At 70.5% G+C, this 22,854-nt stretch carries 22 protein-coding genes; 15 read left to right on the forward strand and 7 right to left on the reverse strand.

The window, feature by feature from the left end; genetic code table 11:
• The first annotated feature begins 68 nt into the window (after window positions 1–68).
• The 5 genes from IF188_RS15840 (at window position 69) to IF188_RS15860 (ending at window position 6,085) form a co-directional block, all read left to right on the forward strand.
• Window positions 69–1,259: an ABC transporter ATP-binding protein gene (locus IF188_RS15840; RefSeq protein ID WP_191172775.1), complete on the forward strand. Its 1,191-nt coding sequence runs from the start codon at window positions 69–71 to the stop codon at window positions 1,257–1,259.
• Between the two features lie 39 nt (window positions 1,260–1,298).
• Window positions 1,299–2,477 (forward strand): polyamine ABC transporter substrate-binding protein, encoded by a 1,179-nt coding sequence (locus IF188_RS15845; protein ID WP_191172776.1) that lies wholly within the window; start codon window positions 1,299–1,301, stop codon window positions 2,475–2,477.
• Window positions 2,470–3,396 carry an ABC transporter permease gene (locus IF188_RS15850; protein ID WP_191172777.1) on the forward strand — a complete coding sequence of 309 codons (927 nt, stop codon included), beginning with the start codon at window positions 2,470–2,472 and terminating at the stop codon, window positions 3,394–3,396. Before IF188_RS15845 ends, IF188_RS15850 begins: the two co-directional genes overlap by 8 nt.
• Window positions 3,393–4,289: an ABC transporter permease gene (locus IF188_RS15855; RefSeq protein WP_191172778.1), complete on the forward strand. Its 897-nt coding sequence runs from the start codon at window positions 3,393–3,395 to the stop codon at window positions 4,287–4,289. Before IF188_RS15850 ends, IF188_RS15855 begins: the two co-directional genes overlap by 4 nt.
• A gap of 140 nt (window positions 4,290–4,429) precedes the next feature.
• Window positions 4,430–6,085, forward strand: a complete 1,656-nt coding sequence (locus IF188_RS15860) for an amidohydrolase (RefSeq protein WP_191172779.1) — start codon at window positions 4,430–4,432, stop codon at window positions 6,083–6,085.
• 180 nt (window positions 6,086–6,265) lie between these two features.
• On the opposite strand, the gene IF188_RS15865 is transcribed toward IF188_RS15860, so the two are convergent.
• Window positions 6,266–7,114: an NAD-dependent epimerase/dehydratase family protein gene (locus IF188_RS15865; protein WP_191172780.1), complete on the reverse strand. Its 849-nt coding sequence runs from the start codon at window positions 7,112–7,114 to the stop codon at window positions 6,266–6,268.
• Between the two features lie 64 nt (window positions 7,115–7,178).
• Between IF188_RS15865 and IF188_RS15870 the strand changes: the two genes are divergently transcribed.
• The 5 genes from IF188_RS15870 to IF188_RS15890 all read left to right on the forward strand — a co-directional run bounded on the left by IF188_RS15870 (window position 7,179) and on the right by IF188_RS15890 (window position 11,405).
• A complete protein-coding gene (locus IF188_RS15870) occupies window positions 7,179–7,541 on the forward strand; it encodes a winged helix-turn-helix transcriptional regulator (RefSeq protein WP_191172781.1) in 363 nt (120 codons plus the stop codon).
• A 103-nt stretch (window positions 7,542–7,644) separates the two neighbouring features.
• A complete protein-coding gene (locus tag IF188_RS15875; RefSeq protein ID WP_191172782.1) occupies window positions 7,645–8,202 on the forward strand; it encodes a cysteine hydrolase family protein in 558 nt (185 codons plus the stop codon).
• A gap of 118 nt (window positions 8,203–8,320) precedes the next feature.
• Window positions 8,321–9,751 carry an NAD(P)/FAD-dependent oxidoreductase gene (locus IF188_RS15880; RefSeq protein WP_191172783.1) on the forward strand — a complete coding sequence of 477 codons (1,431 nt, stop codon included), beginning with the start codon at window positions 8,321–8,323 and terminating at the stop codon, window positions 9,749–9,751.
• Window positions 9,748–10,080 carry a cupin domain-containing protein gene (locus IF188_RS15885; RefSeq protein ID WP_191172784.1) on the forward strand — a complete coding sequence of 111 codons (333 nt, stop codon included), beginning with the start codon at window positions 9,748–9,750 and terminating at the stop codon, window positions 10,078–10,080. Before IF188_RS15880 ends, IF188_RS15885 begins: the two co-directional genes overlap by 4 nt.
• Window positions 10,081–10,364: 284 nt before the next feature.
• Window positions 10,365–11,405, forward strand: coding sequence for a zinc-dependent alcohol dehydrogenase family protein (locus IF188_RS15890; protein WP_191172785.1), 1,041 nt, complete (start codon window positions 10,365–10,367; stop codon window positions 11,403–11,405).
• Between the two features lie 52 nt (window positions 11,406–11,457).
• On the opposite strand, the gene IF188_RS15895 is transcribed toward IF188_RS15890, so the two are convergent.
• Both IF188_RS15895 and IF188_RS20615 read right to left on the reverse strand, forming a co-directional pair.
• Window positions 11,458–11,661, reverse strand: coding sequence for a hypothetical protein (locus IF188_RS15895; RefSeq protein WP_191172786.1), 204 nt, complete (start codon window positions 11,659–11,661; stop codon window positions 11,458–11,460).
• 79 nt (window positions 11,662–11,740) lie between these two features.
• Complete coding sequence (locus IF188_RS20615) at window positions 11,741–13,318, reverse strand: PucR family transcriptional regulator (RefSeq protein WP_191172787.1); 1,578 nt, start codon at window positions 13,316–13,318, stop codon at window positions 11,741–11,743.
• A gap of 166 nt (window positions 13,319–13,484) precedes the next feature.
• Here IF188_RS20615 and IF188_RS15905 point away from each other — a divergent pair, with 166 nt between their 5' ends.
• From IF188_RS15905 to IF188_RS15920, 4 genes are all read left to right on the forward strand, one after another.
• Window positions 13,485–15,047 carry a CoA-acylating methylmalonate-semialdehyde dehydrogenase gene (locus IF188_RS15905; protein ID WP_191172788.1) on the forward strand — a complete coding sequence of 521 codons (1,563 nt, stop codon included), beginning with the start codon at window positions 13,485–13,487 and terminating at the stop codon, window positions 15,045–15,047.
• A gap of 95 nt (window positions 15,048–15,142) precedes the next feature.
• Complete coding sequence (locus tag IF188_RS15910) at window positions 15,143–16,507, forward strand: aspartate aminotransferase family protein (RefSeq protein WP_191172789.1); 1,365 nt, start codon at window positions 15,143–15,145, stop codon at window positions 16,505–16,507.
• Between the two features lie 79 nt (window positions 16,508–16,586).
• A complete protein-coding gene (locus tag IF188_RS15915) occupies window positions 16,587–17,300 on the forward strand; it encodes a collagen-like triple helix repeat-containing protein (RefSeq protein WP_191172790.1) in 714 nt (237 codons plus the stop codon).
• A 229-nt stretch (window positions 17,301–17,529) separates the two neighbouring features.
• Window positions 17,530–17,937, forward strand: a complete 408-nt coding sequence (locus IF188_RS15920) for a transferase (protein WP_191172870.1) — start codon at window positions 17,530–17,532, stop codon at window positions 17,935–17,937.
• Between the two features lie 3 nt (window positions 17,938–17,940).
• Here the strand turns inward: IF188_RS15920 and IF188_RS15925 are convergent, their stop codons facing one another.
• The 3 genes from IF188_RS15925 to IF188_RS15935 form a co-directional block, all read right to left on the reverse strand.
• Window positions 17,941–18,594: a hypothetical protein gene (locus IF188_RS15925; RefSeq protein WP_191172791.1), complete on the reverse strand. Its 654-nt coding sequence runs from the start codon at window positions 18,592–18,594 to the stop codon at window positions 17,941–17,943.
• 71 nt (window positions 18,595–18,665) lie between these two features.
• Entirely contained in the window at window positions 18,666–18,863 is a 198-nt protein-coding gene (locus IF188_RS15930) for a hypothetical protein (protein ID WP_191172792.1), read from the reverse strand.
• Window positions 18,864–18,923: 60 nt separating this feature from the next.
• Entirely contained in the window at window positions 18,924–21,524 is a 2,601-nt protein-coding gene (locus IF188_RS15935) for a helix-turn-helix transcriptional regulator (RefSeq protein ID WP_191172793.1), read from the reverse strand.
• Window positions 21,525–21,786: 262 nt separating this feature from the next.
• Here IF188_RS15935 and IF188_RS15940 point away from each other — a divergent pair, with 262 nt between their 5' ends.
• On the forward strand, window positions 21,787–22,443 hold the full coding sequence (locus IF188_RS15940; protein WP_191172794.1) for a thermonuclease family protein: 657 nt from the start codon (window positions 21,787–21,789) through the stop codon (window positions 22,441–22,443).
• A gap of 7 nt (window positions 22,444–22,450) precedes the next feature.
• Here the strand turns inward: IF188_RS15940 and IF188_RS15945 are convergent, their stop codons facing one another.
• Window positions 22,451–22,825, reverse strand: coding sequence for a DUF1304 domain-containing protein (locus IF188_RS15945; protein WP_191172795.1), 375 nt, complete (start codon window positions 22,823–22,825; stop codon window positions 22,451–22,453).
• Between the last annotated feature and the right edge of the window lie 29 nt (window positions 22,826–22,854).

A 22,854-nucleotide genomic window follows, 5' to 3' on the forward strand; every position in this document is an offset into this window, starting at 1 on the left:
TATTGAATACCTGCACACCCGATAGGCCGCGCACCGTCGCACGGCCCGCGACACGAAGGACCTCACGAGTGACGACGTCCACAGGCACGGCTCCCGCATCGACGGCCTCCCCGGCACACCAGGTTCCCACCGACGGCGACGGTTCGCGCGGCGCGGTACTGCTGTCGGGCATCACCAAGCACTACGGCGACCAGCTCGCCGTCGACGATCTGTCGCTGACCATCCAGCCCGGCGAGTTCATCTCGCTGCTCGGGCCGTCCGGCTGCGGCAAGACCACGACGCTGCGCATGATCGCAGGATTCGAGCAGCCGGATGCCGGCGACATCCGCATCTCGGGCCAGTCCGTGCTCGGCGAGCCCCCGTACCGGCGCAATGTCAACACTGTGTTCCAGGCGTACGCGCTGTTCCCGCACATGACGGTCGCCGAGAACGTCGCCTACGGCCTGCAGCAGCGCAAGACCCCCAAGGCCGAGATCCGCACGCGGGTGTCGGAGGCCCTCGATCTGGTGCAGATGCGGCAGTTCGCCGACCGCAAGCCGACGCAGCTGTCGGGCGGCCAGCAGCAGCGCATCGCGCTGTCGCGGGCGCTCGTCAACCGCCCGGCGGTGCTGCTGCTGGACGAGCCGCTGGGCGCCCTGGATCGTCAGCTGCGCGAAGAGATGCAGCTCGAACTCAAGCTGCTGCAGTCACGCCTGGGCATCACGTTCGTGTTCGTCACGCACGACCAGGGTGAGGCGCTGTCGATGAGCGACCGCATCGCGATCATGCGTCACGGCCGCATCGAGCAGATCGCCGACGCCGACACCGTGTACGCGCGGCCTGCCTCGGCCTATGTCGCCGCGTTCGTCGGGCAGCAGAACTTCTTCACCGGCCCGGTCGCCGAGAACGGCGCCGCGGTCGAGGCGCCCGAGGGACTGGTGCGCGGCGCGACGACCGAGCTCGCCGGCATCACGCACGGGCAGGCGGCGGTGCGTCCCGAGTTCGTGCGGATCGCGGCCGAGTCGGCCGCCGACGCGCGGACCGACGTCAACTCCGTCCGCGGGACGCTGCTCGGAGTGGCTCACCTGGGCGAGACCATGCAGTACCTCGTGCAGGTGTCGGACGACAAGAGCATCATCGTGCGCCGCCCCACTCCCGAGGCGCCCGCACTGTCGGTCGGCGACGCGGTGGTCTGCTCGTGGGATGCCGCGAACGTCCTCCTCTTCCCCGCCGACGACGCAGCCGTCGATGGCGGCTACGTCGCTCCCCCCGCCGTCTGATCCGCACCCGATCCCCTCACACCAATCAGGAGTCCTGAGATGCCCGAGTCCCCGATCCGCATCCTCGCCAGCGCCGACGCCGTGCCCACGATCCGTCGTGAACTGAGCCGCCGCGGCTTCCTCGGCATCGCCGCGGCCGCCGGCGCCGCCGCGATCCTCACCGCCTGCTCGCCCGGGGGCGGCACGTCCGCTGCTCCGAAGGCGACCGGCGGAGCGCTGGAGAACAAGCTGTCGATCTACACGTGGGGCGACTACGACAGCCCCGACGTGATCGACGCGTTCACGAAGGAGCAGGGGCCCACCGTCGAGCTCACCTCGTTCAACTCCAACGAGGAGATGATCGCCAAGCTCACCGCCGCGAAGGGCACCGGCGGCTACGACATCGTCGTGCCGACCGGCGTCTACATCCAGCAGATGGTGCAGAACGGCCTGCTGCAGAAGCTCAACCTCGAGCTGATCCCCAACTTCAAGAACCTCGACTCCGCCTTCGTCGGGCGGGCGTGGGACCCCGACAACGAGTACTCCATCTGCAAGGCGTGGGGCACGACCGGCTTCGTCTACGACAAGACCGTCATCACGCGCGAGCTCACCACCTGGGCCGACTTCCTCGACGCGGCGCAGAACGAGGCGAGCGGCAAGACGTCGATGCTCGACGACGCGAGCGAGCTGACCGGCGCCTACTTCTGGGCCAACGGCATCCCGTGGACGACGACCGACGAGGGCGACCTCGACGCCGCCGAGGACTTCCTGGTGAACACGCTGGCTCCCCACATCGAGGCCTTCGACTCCTACCCCGGCGGCGGCGCGATCCAGCAGGCGTCGCACGTGCTCATGCAGGCCTACAACGGCGACGTGCGCCTCGCGCTCATGGAGAGCACCGAACCCGACCGCTGGCAGTGGGTGCTCGCCGGGCCCAAGACCGAGATCTGGATGGACAACTGGTCGATCCCGGTGGGCGCGCCCCACCCCGAGGCCGCGCACGCCTTCATCAACTACGTGCTCGACCCCGAGGTCTCGCTGCAGGAGCTCGACTACATCGGCTACCACACCGGCGTCGCCGACATCGAAGAGGCCGCCGCCGACGCCGGCCTGGAGCTGCTCGACATGGTGTTCTTCACGCCGGAGCAGCTGGCGACCATGGAGGAGGGCGAGGTCAACGACTCCCTCGCGCGCGTCGTCGACATCTACAACAAGGTGAAGGCGGCAGCGGGTGCGTAAGAAGGCGGGCATCGCCCTCGCGTTCCCCGCGTGGGCATGGCTGCTCTTCTTCTTCGTCATCCCCGTCGGGTACGTCGTCTGGTTCAGCTTCGGCTACAAGCCGGGCATCTTCGGCACCCACGCGAACGACGTGCTGTCATTCGACCGGTACCTCGAGGTGCTCACGCCGACGTTCTTCGCCACGTTCCAGAACACGCTGTGGATCGGGATCCTGGGCACGCTCGCGTGCCTCGCGATCGGTGCGCCCGTCGCGTACTGGATGGCGGTCAAGGCGCCGCCGTCCAAGCGCGGCCTGCTCGTGGCGCTGGTGATGGTGCCGTTCTGGACCAACTTCCTGGTGCGCACCATCGGCTGGCAGATCATCCTCGCGCCCAACGGCTGGCTGTCGGGGGTCATGCAGGCGCTCGGGCTCGGGCCGCTCGAGATCCTGTACACGCGACCCGCGGTGCTGCTCGGCGTGATCTACAACTACCTGCCGCTCATGATCCTGCCGCTGTTCGTCGCCTTCGACCGGGTGGGCCCCGCCCTGCGGGAGGCGTCGAAGGACCTCGGCGCCGGCCGCTGGACCACGTTCCTGCGGGTCACCCTCCCGATCTCGCGCCCCGGCCTCGTGGCCGGTGTGCTGCTCGTGTTCATCCCGCTCATGGGCGACTACATCACCGCCACGATCCTCGGCGGCGCGAAGGGCAACATGATCGGCCAGATGGTCGCGACGCAGTTCCAGACCGCGCAGAACTGGGCGCTCGGCTCGGCGATGGCGATCATGCTGATCCTCATCGTGCTGCTCACGACCGCCGTCGGGCTCGGGCTGGTGTGGCTGGTCGGTCTGCCGTTCCGCCTGCGCAACCGCGTGGTGCTCGACCCGGTGCCCGCGCCCACGGCGGCTGCGGCATCCATCCCCGTCGGAGGTGCCGCATGACCGCGACCGACACGCGCACGATCCTGTCGGCGAAGAGCTCCGTGACACCGCGGGCACGACGCGATCGCGGCGACCTCGGGTTCACGATCTGGGGCATCGCGGTGCTGGTGTTCCTGTTCCTGCCCATCGCGGTCGTGGTGATCTACTCGTTCAACGTGGGGAGGCTCCTGACCTCGTTCACGCAGTTCGGGTTCGATTCCTTCGCGGCGATCGTCTCGAACGAGGTCGTCCGCAGCGCGGTGCTGATCTCGGTGCAGACCGGCTTCCTCGCCGCGGTGCTGGCATCGGTGCTCGGCACCCTGGCGGGCATCGCGATGGCCCGCCACCCCGGCAAGTGGGTGTGGTGGTTCCTGGTGCTGCTGCTGCTCGTGTCGGTGACCCCCGAGATCGTCGATGCGGTCGCGCTGCTGCCGTGGCTCGTGACGCTCGGGCAGGACTGGGGCATCGGTATGTTCAACAACGGCATCCTGCGTCTCGTGATCGGGCACTCGCTGTTCTCGATCGCGGTCGTCTCATACCTGGTGCGCGCCCGGCTCATCGGCCTCGATGCGCAGCTCGAAGAGGCGTCCGCAGACCTGTACGCGCCGCCGCTGACGACGTTCCGCCGTGTCACGCTGCCGCTCGCGATGCCCGCCGTGCTCGCCGGGTTCCTGCTGTCGTTCACCCTCAGCCTCGACAACACCGTGATCGCGGCGTTCGTCTCGGTCGCGGGGTCCACGCCGTGGCCGGTGTACATCCTGGGCGCCGTGCGCACCGGGCTGCGGCCCGAGATCGCGGCGGTGTCGACGATCATGCTGCTGCTCACCCTCATCGCCCTCGCGGTCGTGGCGCTCGTGCTCAAGCGCGCCGGTGATTCGGCCGCCGACATCGCACGCACGATGGCGGGCGGATGATCGGGATGCCTCACGCCTAGGCCGCCCGTCCGTCGAGGCTGCCCGCACCGCCCGCGACACGTCAGCTGCGCACCGAGACTGCAGCTGTCATGAGGAGTCTCGGTGCGCCGTCGATGTCTCGCTGAAAGGACCCAGACCCCATGCCTTACGCCGATCTCGTCTTCACGGGCGGTCCCGTCTTCACCGCGAACACGGTGCGATCCCGCGCGAGCGCGGTCGCCGTCTCGGGCGGCCGCATCGTCGCGGTCGGCGGAGACGAGGTGCGCGAGCTCGTCGGGCCGGCGACCGAAGTCGTCGACCTCGCCGGGCGCCTGCTGCTGCCGGGCTTTCAGGACGCCCACGTCCACCCGGTGTGGGGCGGGCTCGACATGCTGCGCTGCGACCTGTCGGCGTACGACTCCGCGGCCGAGTACGTCGACGTGATCGGGCGCTACACCGCCGCACACCCTGCCGACGAGTGGATCCTCGGCGGCGGCTGGGGAATGTCGGCGTTCCCGGGAGGCACGCCGACGGCATCCCTCCTCGACACCGTCACCGGCGACCGCCCCGCATTCCTGCCCAACCGCGACGGCCACGGCGCGTGGGTGAACTCCGCGGCGCTGCGGCTCGCGGGCATCGACCGCGACACGCCCGATCCGGCCGACGGACGCATCGAGCGCGACGCCGACGGCAACCCGTCGGGCACGCTGCACGAAGGCGCGATGACGCTCGTGAACCGTCTGCTGCCGCCCGAGCCCGCCGAGCGCATGGTCGAGGCGCTGCTCACCGGGCAGCGGTACCTCCACTCGTTCGGCGTGACGGCGTGGCAGGACGCGATCGTCGGTTCCTACGGGGATGCCGGCGACCCTGGCCCCGCGTATCTCGCCGCCGCCGCCGACGGGCGTCTGACCGCCCGCGTCGTGGGCGCGCTGTGGTGGGACCGCACGGCGGGGCTGGAGCAGATCCCCTTCCTCATCGAGCGTCGCGAGCAGTATCGCGGCGGCCGTTTCGCCGCGACCAGCATCAAGATCATGCAGGACGGCGTCGCCGAGAACTTCACCGGCTCGATGCTGGAGCCCTACCTCGACGGCCACGGCCACCCGACCGACAACTCGGGCATCTCTTTCGTGCCGCCGTCGGTGCTGAACGACGCTGTCCCGCTGCTGGACGCGGCCGGATTCCAGGTGCATTTCCACGCGATCGGCGACCGCGCCGTGCGGGAATGCCTGGATGCGGTCGAGCAGGCGATCGCCCGGAACGGCCGCAGCGACCACCGCCACCACATCGCGCACATCCAGGTCGTGCACCCGGAGGACCTCTCACGCTTCCGCGAGCTCGACGTTGTCGCGAACATGCAGTCGCTGTGGGCGACGTACGAACCGCAGATGGTCGAGCTGACGCTGCCGTTCTTCGGACCCGCGCGGTCGGCATGGCAGTACCCGTTCGGCGACTTGCTGCGCGCCGGCGCGGTGCTCGCCGCGGGCAGCGATTGGTCGGTGTCGACGCCCGACCCGATGGCGGCGATCCACACGGCGGTCAATCGCAAGGCAGCGCCTGGCTACGAAGAGGGCGAGTACGACCCGTTCTACCCGGAGCAGGCGATCGACCTCGCGACCTCGCTCACCGCGTACACGGCGGGCTCCGCGTGGGTGAACCACCTCGACGAGGTGACGGGCACGGTCGAGGTGGGCAAGTTCGCCGACCTCGTCGTCCTCGACCGCGACCCGTTCGCGGTACCGGCGGACCAGATCGGCGCGGCCCGCGTGCTGCAGACCTTCGTCGAGGGCGAACGCGTGTACGCAGCATCCGACTCCTGAGGCGCTCGCTGCCCCGGCCGGCGGGCCGGGTCCTCGAGAGCGGCTCGCGACGTTTCGTCTCCGCTCCTTCGTCGCTCCGCGGGGCGACCACCCTGGTCGTTGAGCGAGCGAAGCGAGACGAAGCGCGGCGAGCCGCCCGTCGGACGCACTCCCCTCATGACGTACGCGCTGACCGTTCGCTCAGCGACCGGGGACGGACGCCAGCTCGTGCAGCACGCCCACGTGCTCCGGGGTCCAGCCGAGCTCGCGCGCCTCGACGCCAGACGCGGCCTGATCCAACAGCAGCGCGTCGGCGAACGCCGTGCCGAGACGGACCCGGGTCGCCTCGACCGGCTCGGGCGCGGCATCCCTTCCGGTCGCCTCGGCGACCTCGCGAACCGTCACCGGCGCACCGTCGCTGGCGATCAGTCGTCCGAGGGCGACACGATGCGTGATCACCAGCAGGTACAGGCGGGCGAGGTCGTCCACGTGCACCCACGTCCAGCGCTGCGATCCGTCGCCGACGAGGGTGACGGCGCCGTCGGCGGTGCGCGGCGCGTCGACGATCACCGACAGCAGCCCCTTGCCGTGGCCGTACACGACCGCCGGCACCAGGACGGTGGCGGACACGTCCGAAGCCAGCAGGCGGTCCTCGATCGGCACTCGCCACGCCACGAGGTCGACCGGGTCGGGGGCGTCAGAGCTGTGGATGGCGCTGCCCGCCCCGTACTCCCAGATCCCGCTGGTCAGCACGAAGCGCCGGTCCGTCCCGCCGTAAGCGCGTTCGGCGGCGTCGGCGACGGCGGTGTTCAGCCGTTCGGCGTCGTCCGATGCGGCGGCGTGGATCGCGGCATCCGTCCCCTCGAGGATGCCCGCGAGCCAGTCGGCGTCGTGCAGGTCGCCGACGACGGCCGTCGCGCCCTTGGCGGCGACGACCGCCGCAGCCTGGTCGCTGCGCACCGGAGCGACCACGTCGTGGCCGGCGTCGAGGAGGGTGTCGAGGACGGCGGAGCCGATATAGCCGGTCGCGCCGGTCAGTAGGATCTTCATGCCGTTCACGGTAGGGCCGACCCCGTCGGTTACTTCAACGGAACTTCCCCGGAGGTGACCTCGCATGACGACCGTCGAATGGGACGTGACCAGCCCGACGTGCCCGAGTCGGGTGATCTTCACGCGTATCGGCGACCGGTGGACGATGTTCATCGTGCTGGCACTGTCGGAGCGCACGATGCGGTTCTCCGAGCTCAAGGACCGCCTCGGCCACGTCTCGCCGAAGGTGCTGACCGAGACGCTGCGAGCTCTCGAGGCCGACGGCCTCGTCGAGCGGCAGTCGTTCCCCGACTCGCCGCCGCGGGTCGAGTACTCGCTCACCACCCTCGGCCGCTCGCTGCTGGAGCCGATCGCCGCGATGCGGGTGTGGGCGGAACAGCACGTGCCCGAGGTGCTGGAGTCACGCCGGCGGGCGCTCAGCGCGTGACCCGCTTCTGGTTCGTTCGTCGCCTGTGCGCATCCCCCGCCCGGCGCGTCGCATGCACAGGCGACGACCGAACCCGGGGTGAACCGCAACTTATGCTGGATCGGTGACCCGACTGCTCCTCGTCATCGACATCCAGCGCGACTACTTCCCCGGCGGACGCCACCCCCTCGTGGGAGCGGATGCCGCCGCGGACGCCGCCGCGCGGCTGCTGACGGCCTTCCGCACGAGCGGTGAGCGTGTCGTCCACGTGCAGCACATCTGGGACGGACCGGATGCCGCGTTCTTCGAGTCCGAGACGCCCGGGGTCGAATTCGACCCGCGTGTGGCCCCCGACGGGCAGGAGCACGTGATCGTCAAGCACGAACCGAACGCGTTCCTCGACACCGGGCTGGAGTCCCTGCTGCGCGCCGCCGAGGCCGACGAGATCGTCGTCGCCGGAATGATGACGAGCATGTGCGTGGACGCGACGGTGCGCGCGGCGTCGGATCTCGGCTTCATCCTCGCGGTCGCGCAGGACGCCTGCGCTGCGCCCGACCTGACGCTCGGCGACGTCACGGTGCCGGGCGCGCAGGTGCACGCGGCGTTCCTCGCGGCCCTCGACGGCACGTACGCCCGCGTCGCACCGGTCGACGCGCTGATCGGCGAGCTCGCCGCCGTCTGACCCCGCTGGGCGCCCGACAATCCGTCCGGACGCCTTCGGAATCTCCGACACCGGCCCTCCCCGCCACACCTGCCCACGGGTGAGGATGGGAGAAACCAACGCATCGGAGTTGATAACCGTGGGCACGACCGTCTTCGAACGACAGCGGCCGCAGGCATCCGTCGTCCGCCATTCGCTCGCCGACACCAGACATTCCGTCTTCTGGCGTGACGACCTGCCGGAGTCCCTGATGCCGGACCGCCCGCCGCTCGTGGGCACGCACCGCGCCGACCTCGTCATCGTGGGCGGCGGCTACACCGGACTGTGGACGGCGCTCCTGGCGAGCGAGCGCACGCCCGGCGCGAAGATCGTCGTCGTCGAGGCGCAGCGCGTCGGCTGGGCCGCGTCCGGTCGCAACGGCGGCTTCTGCGAGTCGAGCCTCACGCACGGACACGAGAACGGCATGGCCCGCTGGCCGAAAGAGATGCCGCTCATCGACCGGCTCGGCATCGAGAACCTCGACGCGATCGAGGCGTCCGAGGCGACGTACGGCATGGACTTCCAGTTCGAGCGGACCGGGCAGCTCGCGCCCGCCGTCGAGCCGCACCAGGTGGAATGGCTCAAGGAGTGGGCCGCCGAGGGCGAAGAGGGCGTCGTCTACCTCGACCAGGACGAGGTGCGCGCCTCGGTCAACTCCCCCACGTACCTCGCCGGGGTGTGGGAGCAGAACGCGTGCGGAATGGTGCATCCCGCCCGCATGGCCGCCGAGCTCGCCCGCGTCTGCGAGGAACGCGGGGTCGAGATCTTCGAGCGCTCCCACGTGACCGGTCTCGACACGTCGGGCCCGGGCGTCGTGGTGATCACCGAGCAGGGGCGGGTGGAAGCATCCCGAGCCGCCCTCGGCACCAACGTCTTCCCGTCGCTGCTCAAGCGCAACCGCCTGATGACGGTGCCCGTGTACGACTATGTGCTCATGACGGAGCCGCTGTCGGCCGACCAGCTGGCGTCCATCGGCTGGAACGACCGCCAGGGCATCGGCGATCTGGCGAACCAGTTCCACTACTACCGGATCACGAAAGACAACCGCATCCTCTTCGGCGGATACGACGCCATCTACTACTACGGCCGGCGCGTGGATCCGAACCACGAGCACCGCCCCGAGACCTGGGAGAAGCTCGCCAGTCACTTCTTCACGACCTTCCCGCAGCTGGAGGGCCTGCGCTTCACCCACCAGTGGGCGGGAGCGATCGACTCGTCGACGCAGTTCACCGCATTCTTCGGCACGGCACGCGAGCGCCGCATCGCCTACGCGGCAGGGTTCACCGGCCTCGGCGTGGGCTCGACGCGCTTCGCCGGCGAGGTGATGCTCGACCTGCTCGACGGCGTCTCGAACGAGCGCACCGAGCTCGAGATGGTGCGCAAGCGCCCGATCCCGTTCCCGCCCGAGCCGGCGGCATCCCTCGCCGTGAACACCGTGCGCTGGTCACTCGACCGCGCCGACCACAACCTCGGCAAGCGCAACATCCTGCTCAAGACGCTCGACGCGCTCGGGCTGGGGTTCGACTCGTGATCGTCCCCGGTGTGGAAGTGGATGCCGCTGCCCTCGCGATCCCGCTGGAGCCAGTGCCCGCCGACCAGGTGGTCTCAGGCGCTCCGTCGACGGGGTACATCGAGCTGACCGACACGATCGGCGTGTGGGAGCACACCCCGGGAACCTCGACCGATGTCGAAGCCGACGAGGTGTTCATCGTGCTGTCGGGCTCGGCGACGCTCTCGTTCACGGACTCGTCCCTCGAGCCGGTCGAGCTCGGCCCGGGTTCTGTCGTGCAGCTGACCGAAGGCATGCACACGGTGTGGACCGTGCACGAGACGCTCCGCAAGGTCTACGTCGCCGGCTGAGGGGTCGCCCGCGGAGACTCGCTCCGCCCGCTCAACGAGCAGGCCGGAGCCAGTCGCCCCCGGTCGTTGAGCGGAGCGAGGAACGAGCGAAGCCGAAACGCGGCGAGCCGCTCTCTGCGACCCGGCCCCATCGCATACGTCGCGGACGTGGCCGGGTCCAACGGGACCGTACGACCTTTCGACTCGCTCCGCTCGCTCAACGAGCGGTGTGGTCGGGTCCGGAACCGCCGGCATCCATTCGTCTCCGAGACAAGGACGCAGCACGTCGATGCGACGATGGACGCATGCGTGCAGTCGTCTACGACGCGTTCGGCGTCGCGCCCGAGGTCCGCGACGTTCCGGCGCCGCATGCGCCGGCGGGTGGGGTCGTCGTCGAGGTGCGCGCCACCGGGCTGTGCCGCAGCGACTGGCACGGCTGGGCAGGGCACGACGACGACATCTCGCTGCCGCACGTGCCGGGGCACGAGCTCGCCGGAGTGATCGCCGAGGTCGGCGCGGGAGTGACGGACTGGCGCGTCGGCGACCGCGTGACCGTCCCGTTCGTGTGCGGCTGCGGCACCTGCGAATGGTGCCGGCAGGGCGATGCGCAGGTGTGCCCCGCGCAGACGCAGCCGGGGTTCACACACGACGGGTCGTTCGCCGAGCTCGTCGTGCTGCACGCCGCCGACGCGAACCTCGTCTCGATCCCGGAGTCAGTGAGCTTCGAGGCCGCCGCCGCCCTCGGGTGTCGATTCGCGACGGCCTACCGCGGACTTGTCGGCCGTGCCCGGCTGCGCGCGGGCGAATGGGTGACGATCGTCGGCGCGGGCGGCGTCGGGCTCAGCGCCGTGATGATCGCGAAGGCTCTCGACGCACGCGTGGTCGTGGTCGATCGCCATCAGGCGGCGCTGGATGCGGCATCCCTGCTCGGCGCCGACCATATCGTGCTCGCGGACGGACGCGACGTGCCTGCTGCGGTGAACGGGCTGACCGGCGGATCGCACGTATCGGTGGATGCCGTCGGCAGCGAGCAGACCTGCAGCGACGCGATCCTCAGCCTGCGCCGACGCGGTCGTCACGTGCAGATCGGCCTGCTTCCGCCCGTCGACGGTCACCCGCGCGTGCCGATGTCGCGCGTCATCGGGTGGGAGCTCGACCTGCTCGGCAGCCACGGCATGGCCGCGGTCGACTATCCCGGGATGCTGGCGCTCATCGAGTCCGGCGCCCTGCACCCCGAGTCCCTGATCGAACGCGTCGTCGGGCTGGGCGAAGCGGCGACCCTGCTGCCGGCATTCGACAGGGCTACGCCCGCCGGGATGACGATGATCGATCCCCGGCGGCCGTGAGTTTGAGACCGGACCGGTGGGGGCGCGCGCGCAGGGGCCCCCACCGACTCGGCTATCCGAAGTGGATGCCGTCAGGACGGGCGACGATGAGGTCTACAGGACGCTGGGTGATCTGACGGAGCGGCTGCCAGTAGTTGTCGATCCAGACCGGCGTGTCGTCGTCGAAGTCGCTCAGGAACTCGATGACGTCGGACTTGGTGAGGAACTGGTGCCCCTCGGGCAGAGAGTTCTTCAGCGGCCAGGTGTTGTCGGCCATGCGGTCTTCCTTCCGGTACAACTCCCGCCCGGTGGGCAGGGTTGGTACGCGGAAGTGGCCATTGAGCCAGGGTAGCTGGTCACCGCCCGGCGGACCTCCGCACCAGCAGTGCGAGATGCAGGGCGGTCTGGGTCTCGCCGTCGTCGAGGTCGGCGCCGAGCAGCTCCTCGATGAGCGCGATGCGCTGGTAGAACACCGAGCGTGACAGGTGGGACGCGGATGCCGCGGCAGTGCGGTTTCCGGGATGCGCGAGCATCGCCTCCAAAACATCGAGCAGGTCGCCCGAGCGCTGCAGGTCGTGCGAGATCAGCGGCGCGAGCATGCGTTCGCCGTGTTCGAGCACGCGGTGGTCATCGCGCAGCGCGGTGACGAGCTGGACGAGAGGGCGGTTCTCTGAGCGTCGCAGGTAGGGCCCCCGGCCCGAACGGCGTCGTCGACCCGCTGCGAGGTCGACGGCCTCGTGCACCGATGCCAGCGCGTCTTCGATCCCCTCGGCCGCGCGGCCGACCGACACCGTGACGCGCTCCACGTCGGCCGCGTCCACCACTCTTCGCACGAAGTCCAGCACCGCCGCATCGTCGAACGTCGCCTCCGGCGGAAGCGACACGAGGATCGTCGCACCGGCGCCGCCGCCCGACGCGGAGCCGGCGAGCGCCCGACCGCGCAGGGCTCGGGCTGCAGCATCCACTCGCTCCGACGCGACGGGCGCGCCCGAGATGACCACGCCGTGCAGACGCGAAGCGCGCAGCGGCAGCCCTGCCGCTTCGAGCCGGGCGGCCGCGCCCCCGACACCGGCGAACCGGCCGGCCAGCAGGCCGTCGACCAGACGACGGCGGCCGATCCGCGCCCACTCGTCGGCGTCGCCGTCGGCGAGGCGGCCGACGGCGAGGGCGATCGCTCCCTGTTCGAGCACCGCCGTGCGGCCGGCGGCGTGGTCGGGGCCGGGAAGGGCGATGAGGTTGCCCCAGCGGATCCCCCGCGCCTCGACCGGCACGATGAGCCAATCGTCGGCATCCGGGGCGGCGCCGCGCTCACGGCGGGCAGCGGCCCGACGATGTGCCGAGCGGGACTGGAGCTCCCACTCGGTGAAGAGCTCCTCCTCCAGGGCGAGCGGGACCTCCGCGGCGACGACCTCGTACCCGAGGTTCTCCAGCACGATCGGCGCGCCGAGGGTCTGCGCCAACTGGTGGACGATGAAGTCGGCCGGCGATCCCCGCAGGACGAGAGCGGTGAAGCGCTCGCGCACCTCATCGCGTGCCCGCAGGGCATCGTTCTGACCGGTGATGATGCGACCGTGGACCGCCTCGGTGAGAGCCACGAACTTCACCTCGCGATGCAGGACCACCAATGCGAGACCGCGCTCTCGGGCAGCCTCGACGACCACCGCTGGCACGTAGCGATAGTGCGTGCCGAGTTCGAGGACGAGACCGGAGAGCCCGGCATCCACCAGCTCGTCGATGAAGCGACGCAGATCGGCGGGCTCAGCGGGCCACGACGACCCCGTCGACAGCAGCAGCTCGCCACCGTCCAGCAGACGGGCGACGCCCGCACTGTCGGAGACGTGGAGCCAGCGCACCCGCGCATCGAGCGCTTCGTCGCCGACGAGCACCTCGGGAACACCGTTCGCGACGGCGTCGAGGGCGATCACCTCGCGCACGGTCGGGAGCGTTTCGTTTGCGGATCGTTCTGCCGGACGATCCGTATGGATCGTTCGATCTTCGCGACGGTCGGGCACCGTTGCCGCCTCTTCTTCTCTGACAGGCTGGGACCCGTCAAGCCTAAGGGATCGTCACACGATCTGTCCGACGCCGAAGGAAAGCCCGATGACCACCGTCGAAACCACTGTCGTCCCGCCTGCGGAGGCCACTGCCGTCCGTGTGATCCCGCATTGGATCGATGGTGCCGAGTATCCGTCGGCCTCGGGTCGTACTGCTCCGGTGTTCAACCCGGCGACCGGTCAGGTCACCGCGCATGTGGCTCTCGCCGATCAGGTGGAGATCGGCGCGGCGATCGCGTCGGCGCGCGCCGGCTTCCAGATCTGGAGCGGGTTCTCGATCGCGAAACGGCAGGCGGTGGTGTTCGCGTTCCGTGAGCTGTTGAACGCCCGCAAGCGCGAACTCGCCGCGATCATCACCTCGGAGCATGGCAAGGTGCTCTCCGACGCGATGGGTGAGATCCTGCGTGGTCAGGAGGTCGTGGAGCTCGCGTGCGGGTTCCCGCATCTGATCAAGGGTGCGTACTCGGAGAACGTGTCGACGGGGATCGACGTGTACTCCACGAAGCAGCCGTTGGGTGTGGTGGGGATCATCTCGCCGTTCAACTTCCCGGCGATGGTGCCGATGTGGTTCTTCCCGATCGCGATCGCCGCGGGCAACGCCGTGGTGCTGAAGCCGTCGGAGAAGGACCCGTCGGCGGCGCTGTGGTTGGCCGCACTGTGGAAGGAAGCCGGGCTCCCGGACGGGGTGTTCACGGTGCTGCAGGGCGACAAGGCCGCCGTCGACGGACTGCTCGAAAGCCCCGACGTGGAGTCCATCTCGTTCGTGGGGTCGACCCCGATCGCGCAGTACATCTACGAGACCGCCTCCCGGCACGGCAAACGGGTGCAGGCCCTGGGTGGTGCGAAGAACCACATGCTGGTGCTGCCCGACGCCGACCTGGACCTGGTCGCCGACTCCGCCGTGAACGCCGGCTACGGTGCCGCCGGGGAACGCTGCATGGCGATCTCGGTGGTCCTCGCCGTCGAGCCGGTCGCCGACGACCTCATCGCGAAGATCCAGGACCGCATCGCGAAGCTCCGCATCGGCAACGGCGCGGCCGGCCTGGAGCCGGACGGCATCGAACCCGACATGGGACCTCTGATCACCGGCATCCACCGTTCCAAGGTCTCGGAGTATGTGGACATCGCCGAGGCCGACGGGGCGCAGGTCGTCGTCGACGGTCGCGGGTTCCAGGTCGACGGGCACGAGGACGGGTTCTTCTTCGGCCCCACTCTGCTCGACAAGGTGCCCACCACCAGCCGCGCGTACACCGAGGAGATCTTCGGACCGGTGCTGTCGGTGGTCCGCGTCGCGTCCTACGACGAGGCCCTGGAGCTCATAAACTCCGGCCAGTTCGGCAACGGCACCGCGATCTTCACGAACGACGGCGGCGCCGCCCGCCGGTTCCAGAACGAGGTGCACGTCGGCATGATCGGCATCAACGTGCCGATCCCCGTCCCGGTGGCGTACCACTCGTTCGGCGGCTGGAAGAAGTCGCTGTTCGGCGACGCGAAGGCGTACGGCGTGCACGGGTTCGACTTCTTCACCCGCGAGAAAGCCATCACCAGCCGCTGGCTCGACCCGGCCAGCCACGGCGGCATCAACCTCGGCTTCCCGCAGAACAACTGACCACCGACCGGAACCGGAGATGACCGTACGACCGAGGCGTTTCGTCTCCGCTCCTTCGTCGCTCCGCTCAACGACCGGGAGACTTGAGGACCCACATGACTGACACACTCCTTGCCGACCTCGAGGCCGACGCGCGCGTGCGCGCCGACGACCGCGGGCACGTGTTCCACTCGTGGAGCGCGCAGGCCCTCATCGATCCGCTGCCCATCGCGGGCGGCGAGGGCTCGACGTTCTGGGACTACGCCGGCAACGCCTACCTCGACTTCAGCTCGCAGCTGGTGAACCTCAACCTGGGGCACCAGCATCCGGATCTCGTCCGCGCGATCCAGGAGCAGGCAGGCCGTCTCGCGACGATCCAGCCGTCGATGGCCAACGACGTGCGCGGCGAGCTCGCACGCCGCATCGCCGAGGTCGCCGGCGACGGGTTCGAGAAGGTGTTCTTCACCAACGGCGGGGCCGACGCCAACGAGAACGCGGTGCGCATGGCGCGCCTGTTCACCGGCCGCCGCAAGATCATGTCGATGTACCGCAGCTACCACGGCAACACCTCGACCGCGATCAGCCTGACCGGCGACCCGCGCCGCTGGCCGAACGAGCCCGCCGACGGGTCGATCGTGCACTTCCACGGCCCGTACGCCTACCGCTCGTCGTTCCACTCCGACAGCCCCGAGCAGGAGACGGCACGCGCCCTGCAGCACCTCGAGCAGACGATCGTGCTGGAAGGCGCGGCGACGATCGCCGGCATCCTCATCGAGACGATCGTCGGCACCAACGGCGTGCTCGTCCCCCCGCCCGGGTACCTCGCCGGCGTGCGCGAGCTGTGCGACAAGTACGGCATCGTCTATATCGCCGACGAGGTGATGGTCGGCTTCGGCCGCGTGGGTGAGTGGTTCGCGTTCCAGGCGTTCGACGTGCAGCCCGACCTCATCACCTTCGCGAAGGGCGTGAACTCCGGCTACGTGCCGCTCGGCGGCGTCGTGATCTCGGACCGCATCGCCGCGCACTTCGACACCGTGTCGTTCCCGGGCGGCCTCACCTACTCGGGCCATCCGCTGGCGTGCGCGGCGGGCGTCGCCACGTTCGAGGTGTTCGAGCGCGACGGCATCCTCGAGCGGGTCCGCGACCTCGGCGAGCGCGTCGTCGGGCCGCGCCTGCGCGAGATCGCGTCGCGCCACCCCTCGGTCGGCGAGGTGCGCGGCTTGGGCCTGTTCTGGGCGATCGAGCTGGTCAAAGACCGCGAGACGCGCGAACAGCTCGTCCCGTTCAACGCGAGCGGAGCGGATGCCGCACCAGTCGCTGCGGTCGCCGCCGCGTGCAAGCGCGACGGCGTCTGGCCGTTCACGCACTTCAACCGCGTGCACGTGGCACCGCCGCTCGTCATCACCGAGGAGGAGCTGCTCCGCGGCCTCGACGTGATCGACCGGGCGCTCTCGGCCGCCGACGAGTACGTCACGCGCTGAGCCGATTCGAGTAGTCCGCTACTCGCACCGCGACGGCCTCCCGGGCCGATCCTGAACGGATCGACCCGGGAGGTACGTCATGAGACGGCACACCATCGCCGCGGCTCTGGCCGCAGGGCTCGTCCTTGTCGGCGGCGCCGCCTTCGCGGCCGCCCCGGCCCTCACCGCGTCGACGATCACGGCGTGCGCGGGTGCCGACGGCAAGCTTCGACTGGTGGATGCCTCCACCCAGTGCCGCCCGCCAGAGAAGGCGATCAGCTGGAACACGGTGGGCCCGCAGGGCCCGGCAGGTCCGGCAGGTCCGGCGGGCCCGCAGGGCGAGACCGGGGCGACCGGGGCCACAGGACCGACCGGGGCCACGGGGGCGACCGGACCCGCAGGGCCTGCCGGACCGACCGGACCGGCGGGCGTCGGCGGCAAGGGTTACGGAGTCTGGGGCGAGCTGCCTGCGGTCTCGCACCTCGGAAACGGCACCGTCGCGTCGCTGTCGCTCCCGGCCGGGTCGTACGTTCTCACCGCAGCCGTCCGCGCGGACACCGAGAGCTCGAGCGCGAGCGAGGAGGTCGCGATCAGCTGCGCGCTCATGTACGAGACGTCGACGCTCGCGACGGCAGGAGAGACGCCGGGCAACTTCTTGACACAGACGTTCTACGGACGAAGCAGCCTCGCCATGACCGCGACCCGCACGCTGTCGGCACCGGGGACGGTGTCCGTCTTCTGCGGTCAGGTCGGTGCCGACGCCGTGAGCTTCACCGCAGACATCACCGCCGTCGCCGTGAGCTCGATCGGGTGATCCGCCATGTCCACACGGAGCATCGGGTCGGCCGCGGCGGCGGCGCTCGTTCTGGGGATCGCGGCGGCCGCGCTGGGGGCGGCCGCCGCAACTCCTTGTTCCGGTTGCGGTGGCTGCGTTCTGCACGGCTGAGCGCGGCATCCCGAATCGTTCCGATGCGAGGGAATAGATGAGCCTTGCCTCAGGTTGTCCTTATATCCAGCACCAGGTGGTGCCGCAGGAGGGGACTGTGGGCAAGAACTACATCGACATCGAGAACGACCAGGGCGAGACGCTGCGCTACCGCAAGCACGTCAACGGTCGTGGCCTCATCGCGCATGGAGCGAAGGTGCACCCGAGCGCCGTCGTCGAAGCGGGGGCGTATGTCGAACCGGGCGTGCAGATCGCCGCGGGCGCGCATGTCGGCCGCGGCGTATGGGTCGAGACGGACGCCGTCATCGGGCCCAACGCGGTGATCGAGCCGCACGCGCACATCGGCCCGCGGGCCGCCATCGGCCCGAAGGCCAAGATCGGCGTGCGCACCCAAGTCGGTCACGATGCCCGGGTCGCCGGCGGCTCCCTGATCGGCGACGATGTCACGATCGCCGACGGCGAGCGCGTCGCCACCGACAAGCGGGGGCTTCGCCTGGCCGCGTGACGCTCACCCGTGCAGTGTCGACAGACGGATGGCGGTGAGGCTCGCGCTGAAGCCGGCACGCTCGACGCCGTCGATCACGCACTTCACCCCGAGTACCGTGTCGGAGGGACTCTGCACCGCGCCGGTCAGTGCCAGTGACGCGGTCCCCTCGTAGTGCCCGACGGCGAGAGCGTCCACCGGTGGCTCATGGGTCTGCGTCAGCACCGAATCGGTCGAGGTGAGCCAGCACCACACCATGGGGTCGTCCGCGGCGATCGTCGCAAGACCGGTCGCCGTGACGTGCGCCGTGACCAGATAGGAGCCGGCGGGAACGGACACATCCGCGATCACGGGACCGGCATCGGCAGCGACCTCGCGGATCTCACCGGATCCGGCATAGCCGTCGGCCCCGCCCGCGGGTCCCGCGGGCCCCGCAGGCCCCGCAGGCCCCGTCGGCCCCGCAGGCCCGGCCGGGCCCGGTTCTCCGCTGCGGCTCCACGTGACGAGCTTCTCGGGGGCACGGCAGCTCGACGCAGAGCCGACAATGCGCAACTGTCCGGTCGTCGCGTTCGAGCACGCGATGATCGTGTCGGTCGTCGTCTGCGTGATCGTCGCCCCCACGACACCCCCGATCACGAGTGACAGGGCCGCCACAGCGGCGGCCGCGCGCGTCTTCATGTCGTTCCCCTCCCGACGTCACGGACGAGAGAAGCATGTCTCGTCCCGAGCAGCCGGGCGCGAGTAGACCGCTACTCGAAACTCGCGGTGCCGCTGCCGTGCCCGAGCGCCGCGAGCTTCGCGTGCGCGACGGCAAGATGACCAGGCACAGCCTCGACGGGAAGGCCAAGCGCGCGGGAGATGAGCTCGGCCGAGGCATCGTCACGCTCCAGCCGCAGCGCGACGGCATACGACGTCGGGAGCCGGTCGAGAAGGTCGTCATCGCTCACGCCCTCAGCGTGGCGCATCGCGGCCGAGACCCCGCGCGTAGTGGCCTACTCGTCCTGCCCTCAGCCGAGGAATCGCCCGAGCTCGTCCCGGTGGGTGATCCCCAGCTTCTGATTGATGCGGTACAGGTGCCCCTCGACGGTCCGCACCGAGACGAACAGCCGCTCCGAGATCTCGTGATTCGTCGCACCGTGCGCAGCGAGCTCGGCGATCTCCCGCTCCCGGCCGGTGAGCGGCAGCGGTGCGCGAGCGCGCGCCATGGCGGGGGTCTGGATGCCTCCGCCCCTGGCCGCTGCGCGCTCCATGCGGACGCGCGCCTCGGCCGCCGAGCCGATGCGCCCGCCGGCATCGAAGGCCACGGCAGCGAGAGCTGCGGCATCCGCGGCGCCGACGAGGTCGCCGAAGCCTTCGAAGCAGGCGGCTGCGTCGAGGAGCGCCGCGCCGTCGGCGGCGTCGCTCGCCGCGGCGAGCGCGGCGACCGCGGCCGCGCGAGGACCGTCGAACCCGGGAACCAGAGCGGCCGCGCGGTGCGCGAGTCCGGCCTCGCCGAATACCACGGCGTGCTGAAGGCCCCACACCTCTTCGGCCCGGTGCCCGCGCGCGCCGGCGACGTCGGCCGCCTGGATGGCCAGGGCGCGGGCACGCGTGGATTCGCCCTGCACCGCGGCGAACGTGGCGCGCGAGACCAGCAGCTCGGGGTCGAAGATCGGCAATGCGGCGTACACGTGCTGGTCGAGGTCGGCGGCGACCTGCGCGGCGGCCGACCGGTCGCCCGCGTAGGCCGTCGCGCGGGTGAGCATCACGAGTGTGATGTAGCGCCAGCCGCCCATGTCGCCGAATCTCTCGAGCCCCGCCCTGGCCTCGCGCAGCAGACGCATCGCGTCGTCGAGCTGCCCGGCAGACATCTGCGCGAAGCCGGCGATGCAGCTGCCGAAGAGCGATCCCGGCTCGTGCCCGAGCAGACGCGACCGCCAGGAGTCGCCCAGTTCGACGGCCTCGGCGACGCGCCCGGCCAGCCCCAGGCCGAAGACGTATGACACCGCCAGCGACATGCCGTAGCTGGCGAACTCCGCCGCCTGCGAGGCGGCGTGCGCTCCGCGCGCGACGATCTCGGCCGCTTCTGCGGTGCGCCCCTCGGCGGCCAGCACATGCATGAGTGCCACCGAGGCCACCGCGGTCGCCTCGTGCCCGGCATCCGGATCGTCCAGCACCCGGCGTCCGATCTTCTCGGCGTCAGGGTCCACGCGCGCGGACGCGATCATGGCGCCCGTCGCGTCGAGCACCGGATTGCGGATGCCGCTGCTGTGGGCCGCCGCCACGACAGCGGCACCGGCATCCAGACGCGCGACGACCCAGGCCAGGTAGCTCGCGCGATGCGTGGCGGCGAAAGCGCGTTCGTCGTCCGTGTCAGCCGCGGCTTCGAGGGCGGCAAGCTCGGCGTCGGCGGCGTTCGGGTCGGTCTGCGTCCACGCGACATGGAACGCCAGCACCCTCCGGGCGCGGACGCCTCCCCCGGCGTCGACGGCGGTGCGTGCGATGCGCGCGATGATGTCGCTGTCCGAGGTCGTCGAGGCGATCTCGGCGCCCCGGGTGAGCAGCTCGGGTTCGGGAGGCATCTCGGCGTCGAGCGACAGCACCGCGCGCTTCATGGTGTCGGCGGGGTCTTCGGCTGCCGGATCGAGCGGGGCGAGGGCGGTCACGATGCGCGCGCGCAGGCGCCGGGCGCGCAGAGTGCCGAGCGCCGCACGCCGTACCTCGGCGAACAGCGGGTGCGCGGAGCGCACGCTCGGCCGAGGCGTTGCGCGGTCGAGGACCACCATCCCGCGTGTCTCGGCGGCTTCGACCGCCGCCGCCTCGGTGAGCGATTCGAGCACCGGGAGCTCGAGCGGTTCGGCGAGGGCGAGCACGTCGAGCACGTCGCGCACAGTGTCAGGCTGCGAGTCGATGCGCTGTTCCACCAGTTCGGTGAGGCTCGGACTCAACCGCGGCATCCCACCCCACCGCCAGACGCCGTGCATCGGGGCGAGGCGCCCGGCATCCAGCTCGCCCTCCACCATCTGCCGCAGATACAGCACGTTGCCCTGCGACAGCTGGAACAGGCGAGCCGATGCCGCCGCCTCGAGCTGCCCGTCGAGCGCCGCTTCGACGAGCACGGTGATCTCGTCGGCGGCGAGGGGCTGCACCTCGAGCCGCGGGAGCAGTCCCTCTGCCCAGATCGCGGTGACGGCGTCGGGGGCGGGCTCGCCGCTGCGGATCGTGATGACCAGTCGCGCCGCACGGGTCTGCGCCAGCTGCGCCACGAGCGCCGCCGACGCCGGATCGAGCCGGTGCGCATCGTCGACGACGACGAGCACCTGCGAGGCGGGACGACCGTCGAGCAGCCGGTCGCGCAGCGCAGCGAGCCGCTGTTCGACATCGACGGCCCCCGCGTCGACCCACGGTCCGAAGGCCCCCAGCGGGATGCCCTGCGCCGTCGCTGATGCGACGGCGAACCGGGTCAGCACGCGCCGGTCGGCAGCGCGCGCGGCGGTGTCGCGCGCAAGGCGCGTCTTGCCCACCCCTGCTCGTCCGGACAGCATGATGCCGGAGCCGCCGCGACCGCACGACAGCTCGATGTAGTCCAGCTCTTCGGCACGCCCCGTCAGCGGCCAGCTCAGTGCCACGGTCCGAAGGGTAGCCCTCGGCGCGCGCCGTCGCGAGAGGGCGAGTACCGGTCCGATACGTCTCGTGCGCCCCTCGGGGATGCGCGCGACCGGGGATCGTGGCCACGACCCAGAGGCGTGCCGTCGGCCTCAGGAGGAATCCCCTGCCTCGGCAGCCGAATCGCCGGACTCGACCGCGAGCCGCGCTGCGTGGCGGGCGAAGAGGGTGCGGGGGCTGTGGATAACTCCGACGGCGGCCCCGCGGCCCGGCTAGCCTGGCGCGATGACCGACGACCCGCGCCCGCCCTGGTGGCGACGCAGACCGCTGATCGTGCTCGCCACGATGCTGGTCGTCCTCGCTCTCGCCGGGCTGGGTTGGCTGCCGTCGGGTTCCGGCCACGGTCCCTTCCGCAACTGGGACCTGGGACGACGGATGCCGCTGCCCGGCCTGGTTCCGACGACACCGGCCGATTCGCCCATGCCCGCGAGTGAAGGAGAAGCACCGGCCGCCGGCATCCCCTCGCGTCCGGATGATGCCGACGATCTGACCGTCACGCACATCTTTGACGGCGACACCATCGAGGTCGCCGACCCGGCGACCGACGAGCGCAGACGGGTCCGGCTGATCGGCATCGACACCCCGGAAGGCACGCCGGCCCCCGAATGCTGGGCCGACGAGGCTCGCGCGCATCTGTCCGAGCTGCTGCCCGAGGGTTCGACCGTATGGGCAGCCCCCGACACCGAGCTTCACGACCGCTACGGTCGGGAGCTGCTGTACCTGTGGACGGTCGACCGTCGCTTCGTCAACTACGAACTGGTGGCGGCCGGTGATGCCGAGGCGCTGCGCATCCCGCCCAACACCGCGCACGCCGAACTGTTCGCGGCCACGCAGACCGAGGCCGAGGCATCCGGAGCCGGCCAGTGGGGCGCGTGCGGGTGAGCCCGGCTCACGCGAACGGGAAGAGCACGAACGCGATGAGCGGCAGCGTGCCCTGGATCAGGGCCGGCCGCAGGTACTTGAGGCCCGTCGTCACCAGCACGAGGGCCGCGGCGACCATCGACCCCAGCGCGAACAGCACGAGGGCGATGCCGCCGCCGGCGTAGAACAGCACGATGCCGATCACCACGCCGATCGCCAGGAACAGGTTGTAGAAGCCCTGGTTGTACGCCATCGGCTTCGTGATCTCGGCCGCGGCCTGGTCGGCGACGCCGAACCGTTTCCAGATCTTGGGCTGCGTCCACTGCACGCTCTCCATCACGAAGATGTACACGTGCAGCAGCGCCGCCGCGGACGCTGCGACCGTCGCGAGAATGCCCACCATGAGCGAACGATATCGCCCCGGCTACGCTG

The sequence above is a fragment of the Microbacterium helvum genome, from assembly GCF_014779795.1.
Classification (GTDB): domain Bacteria; phylum Actinomycetota; class Actinomycetes; order Actinomycetales; family Microbacteriaceae; genus Microbacterium; species Microbacterium helvum.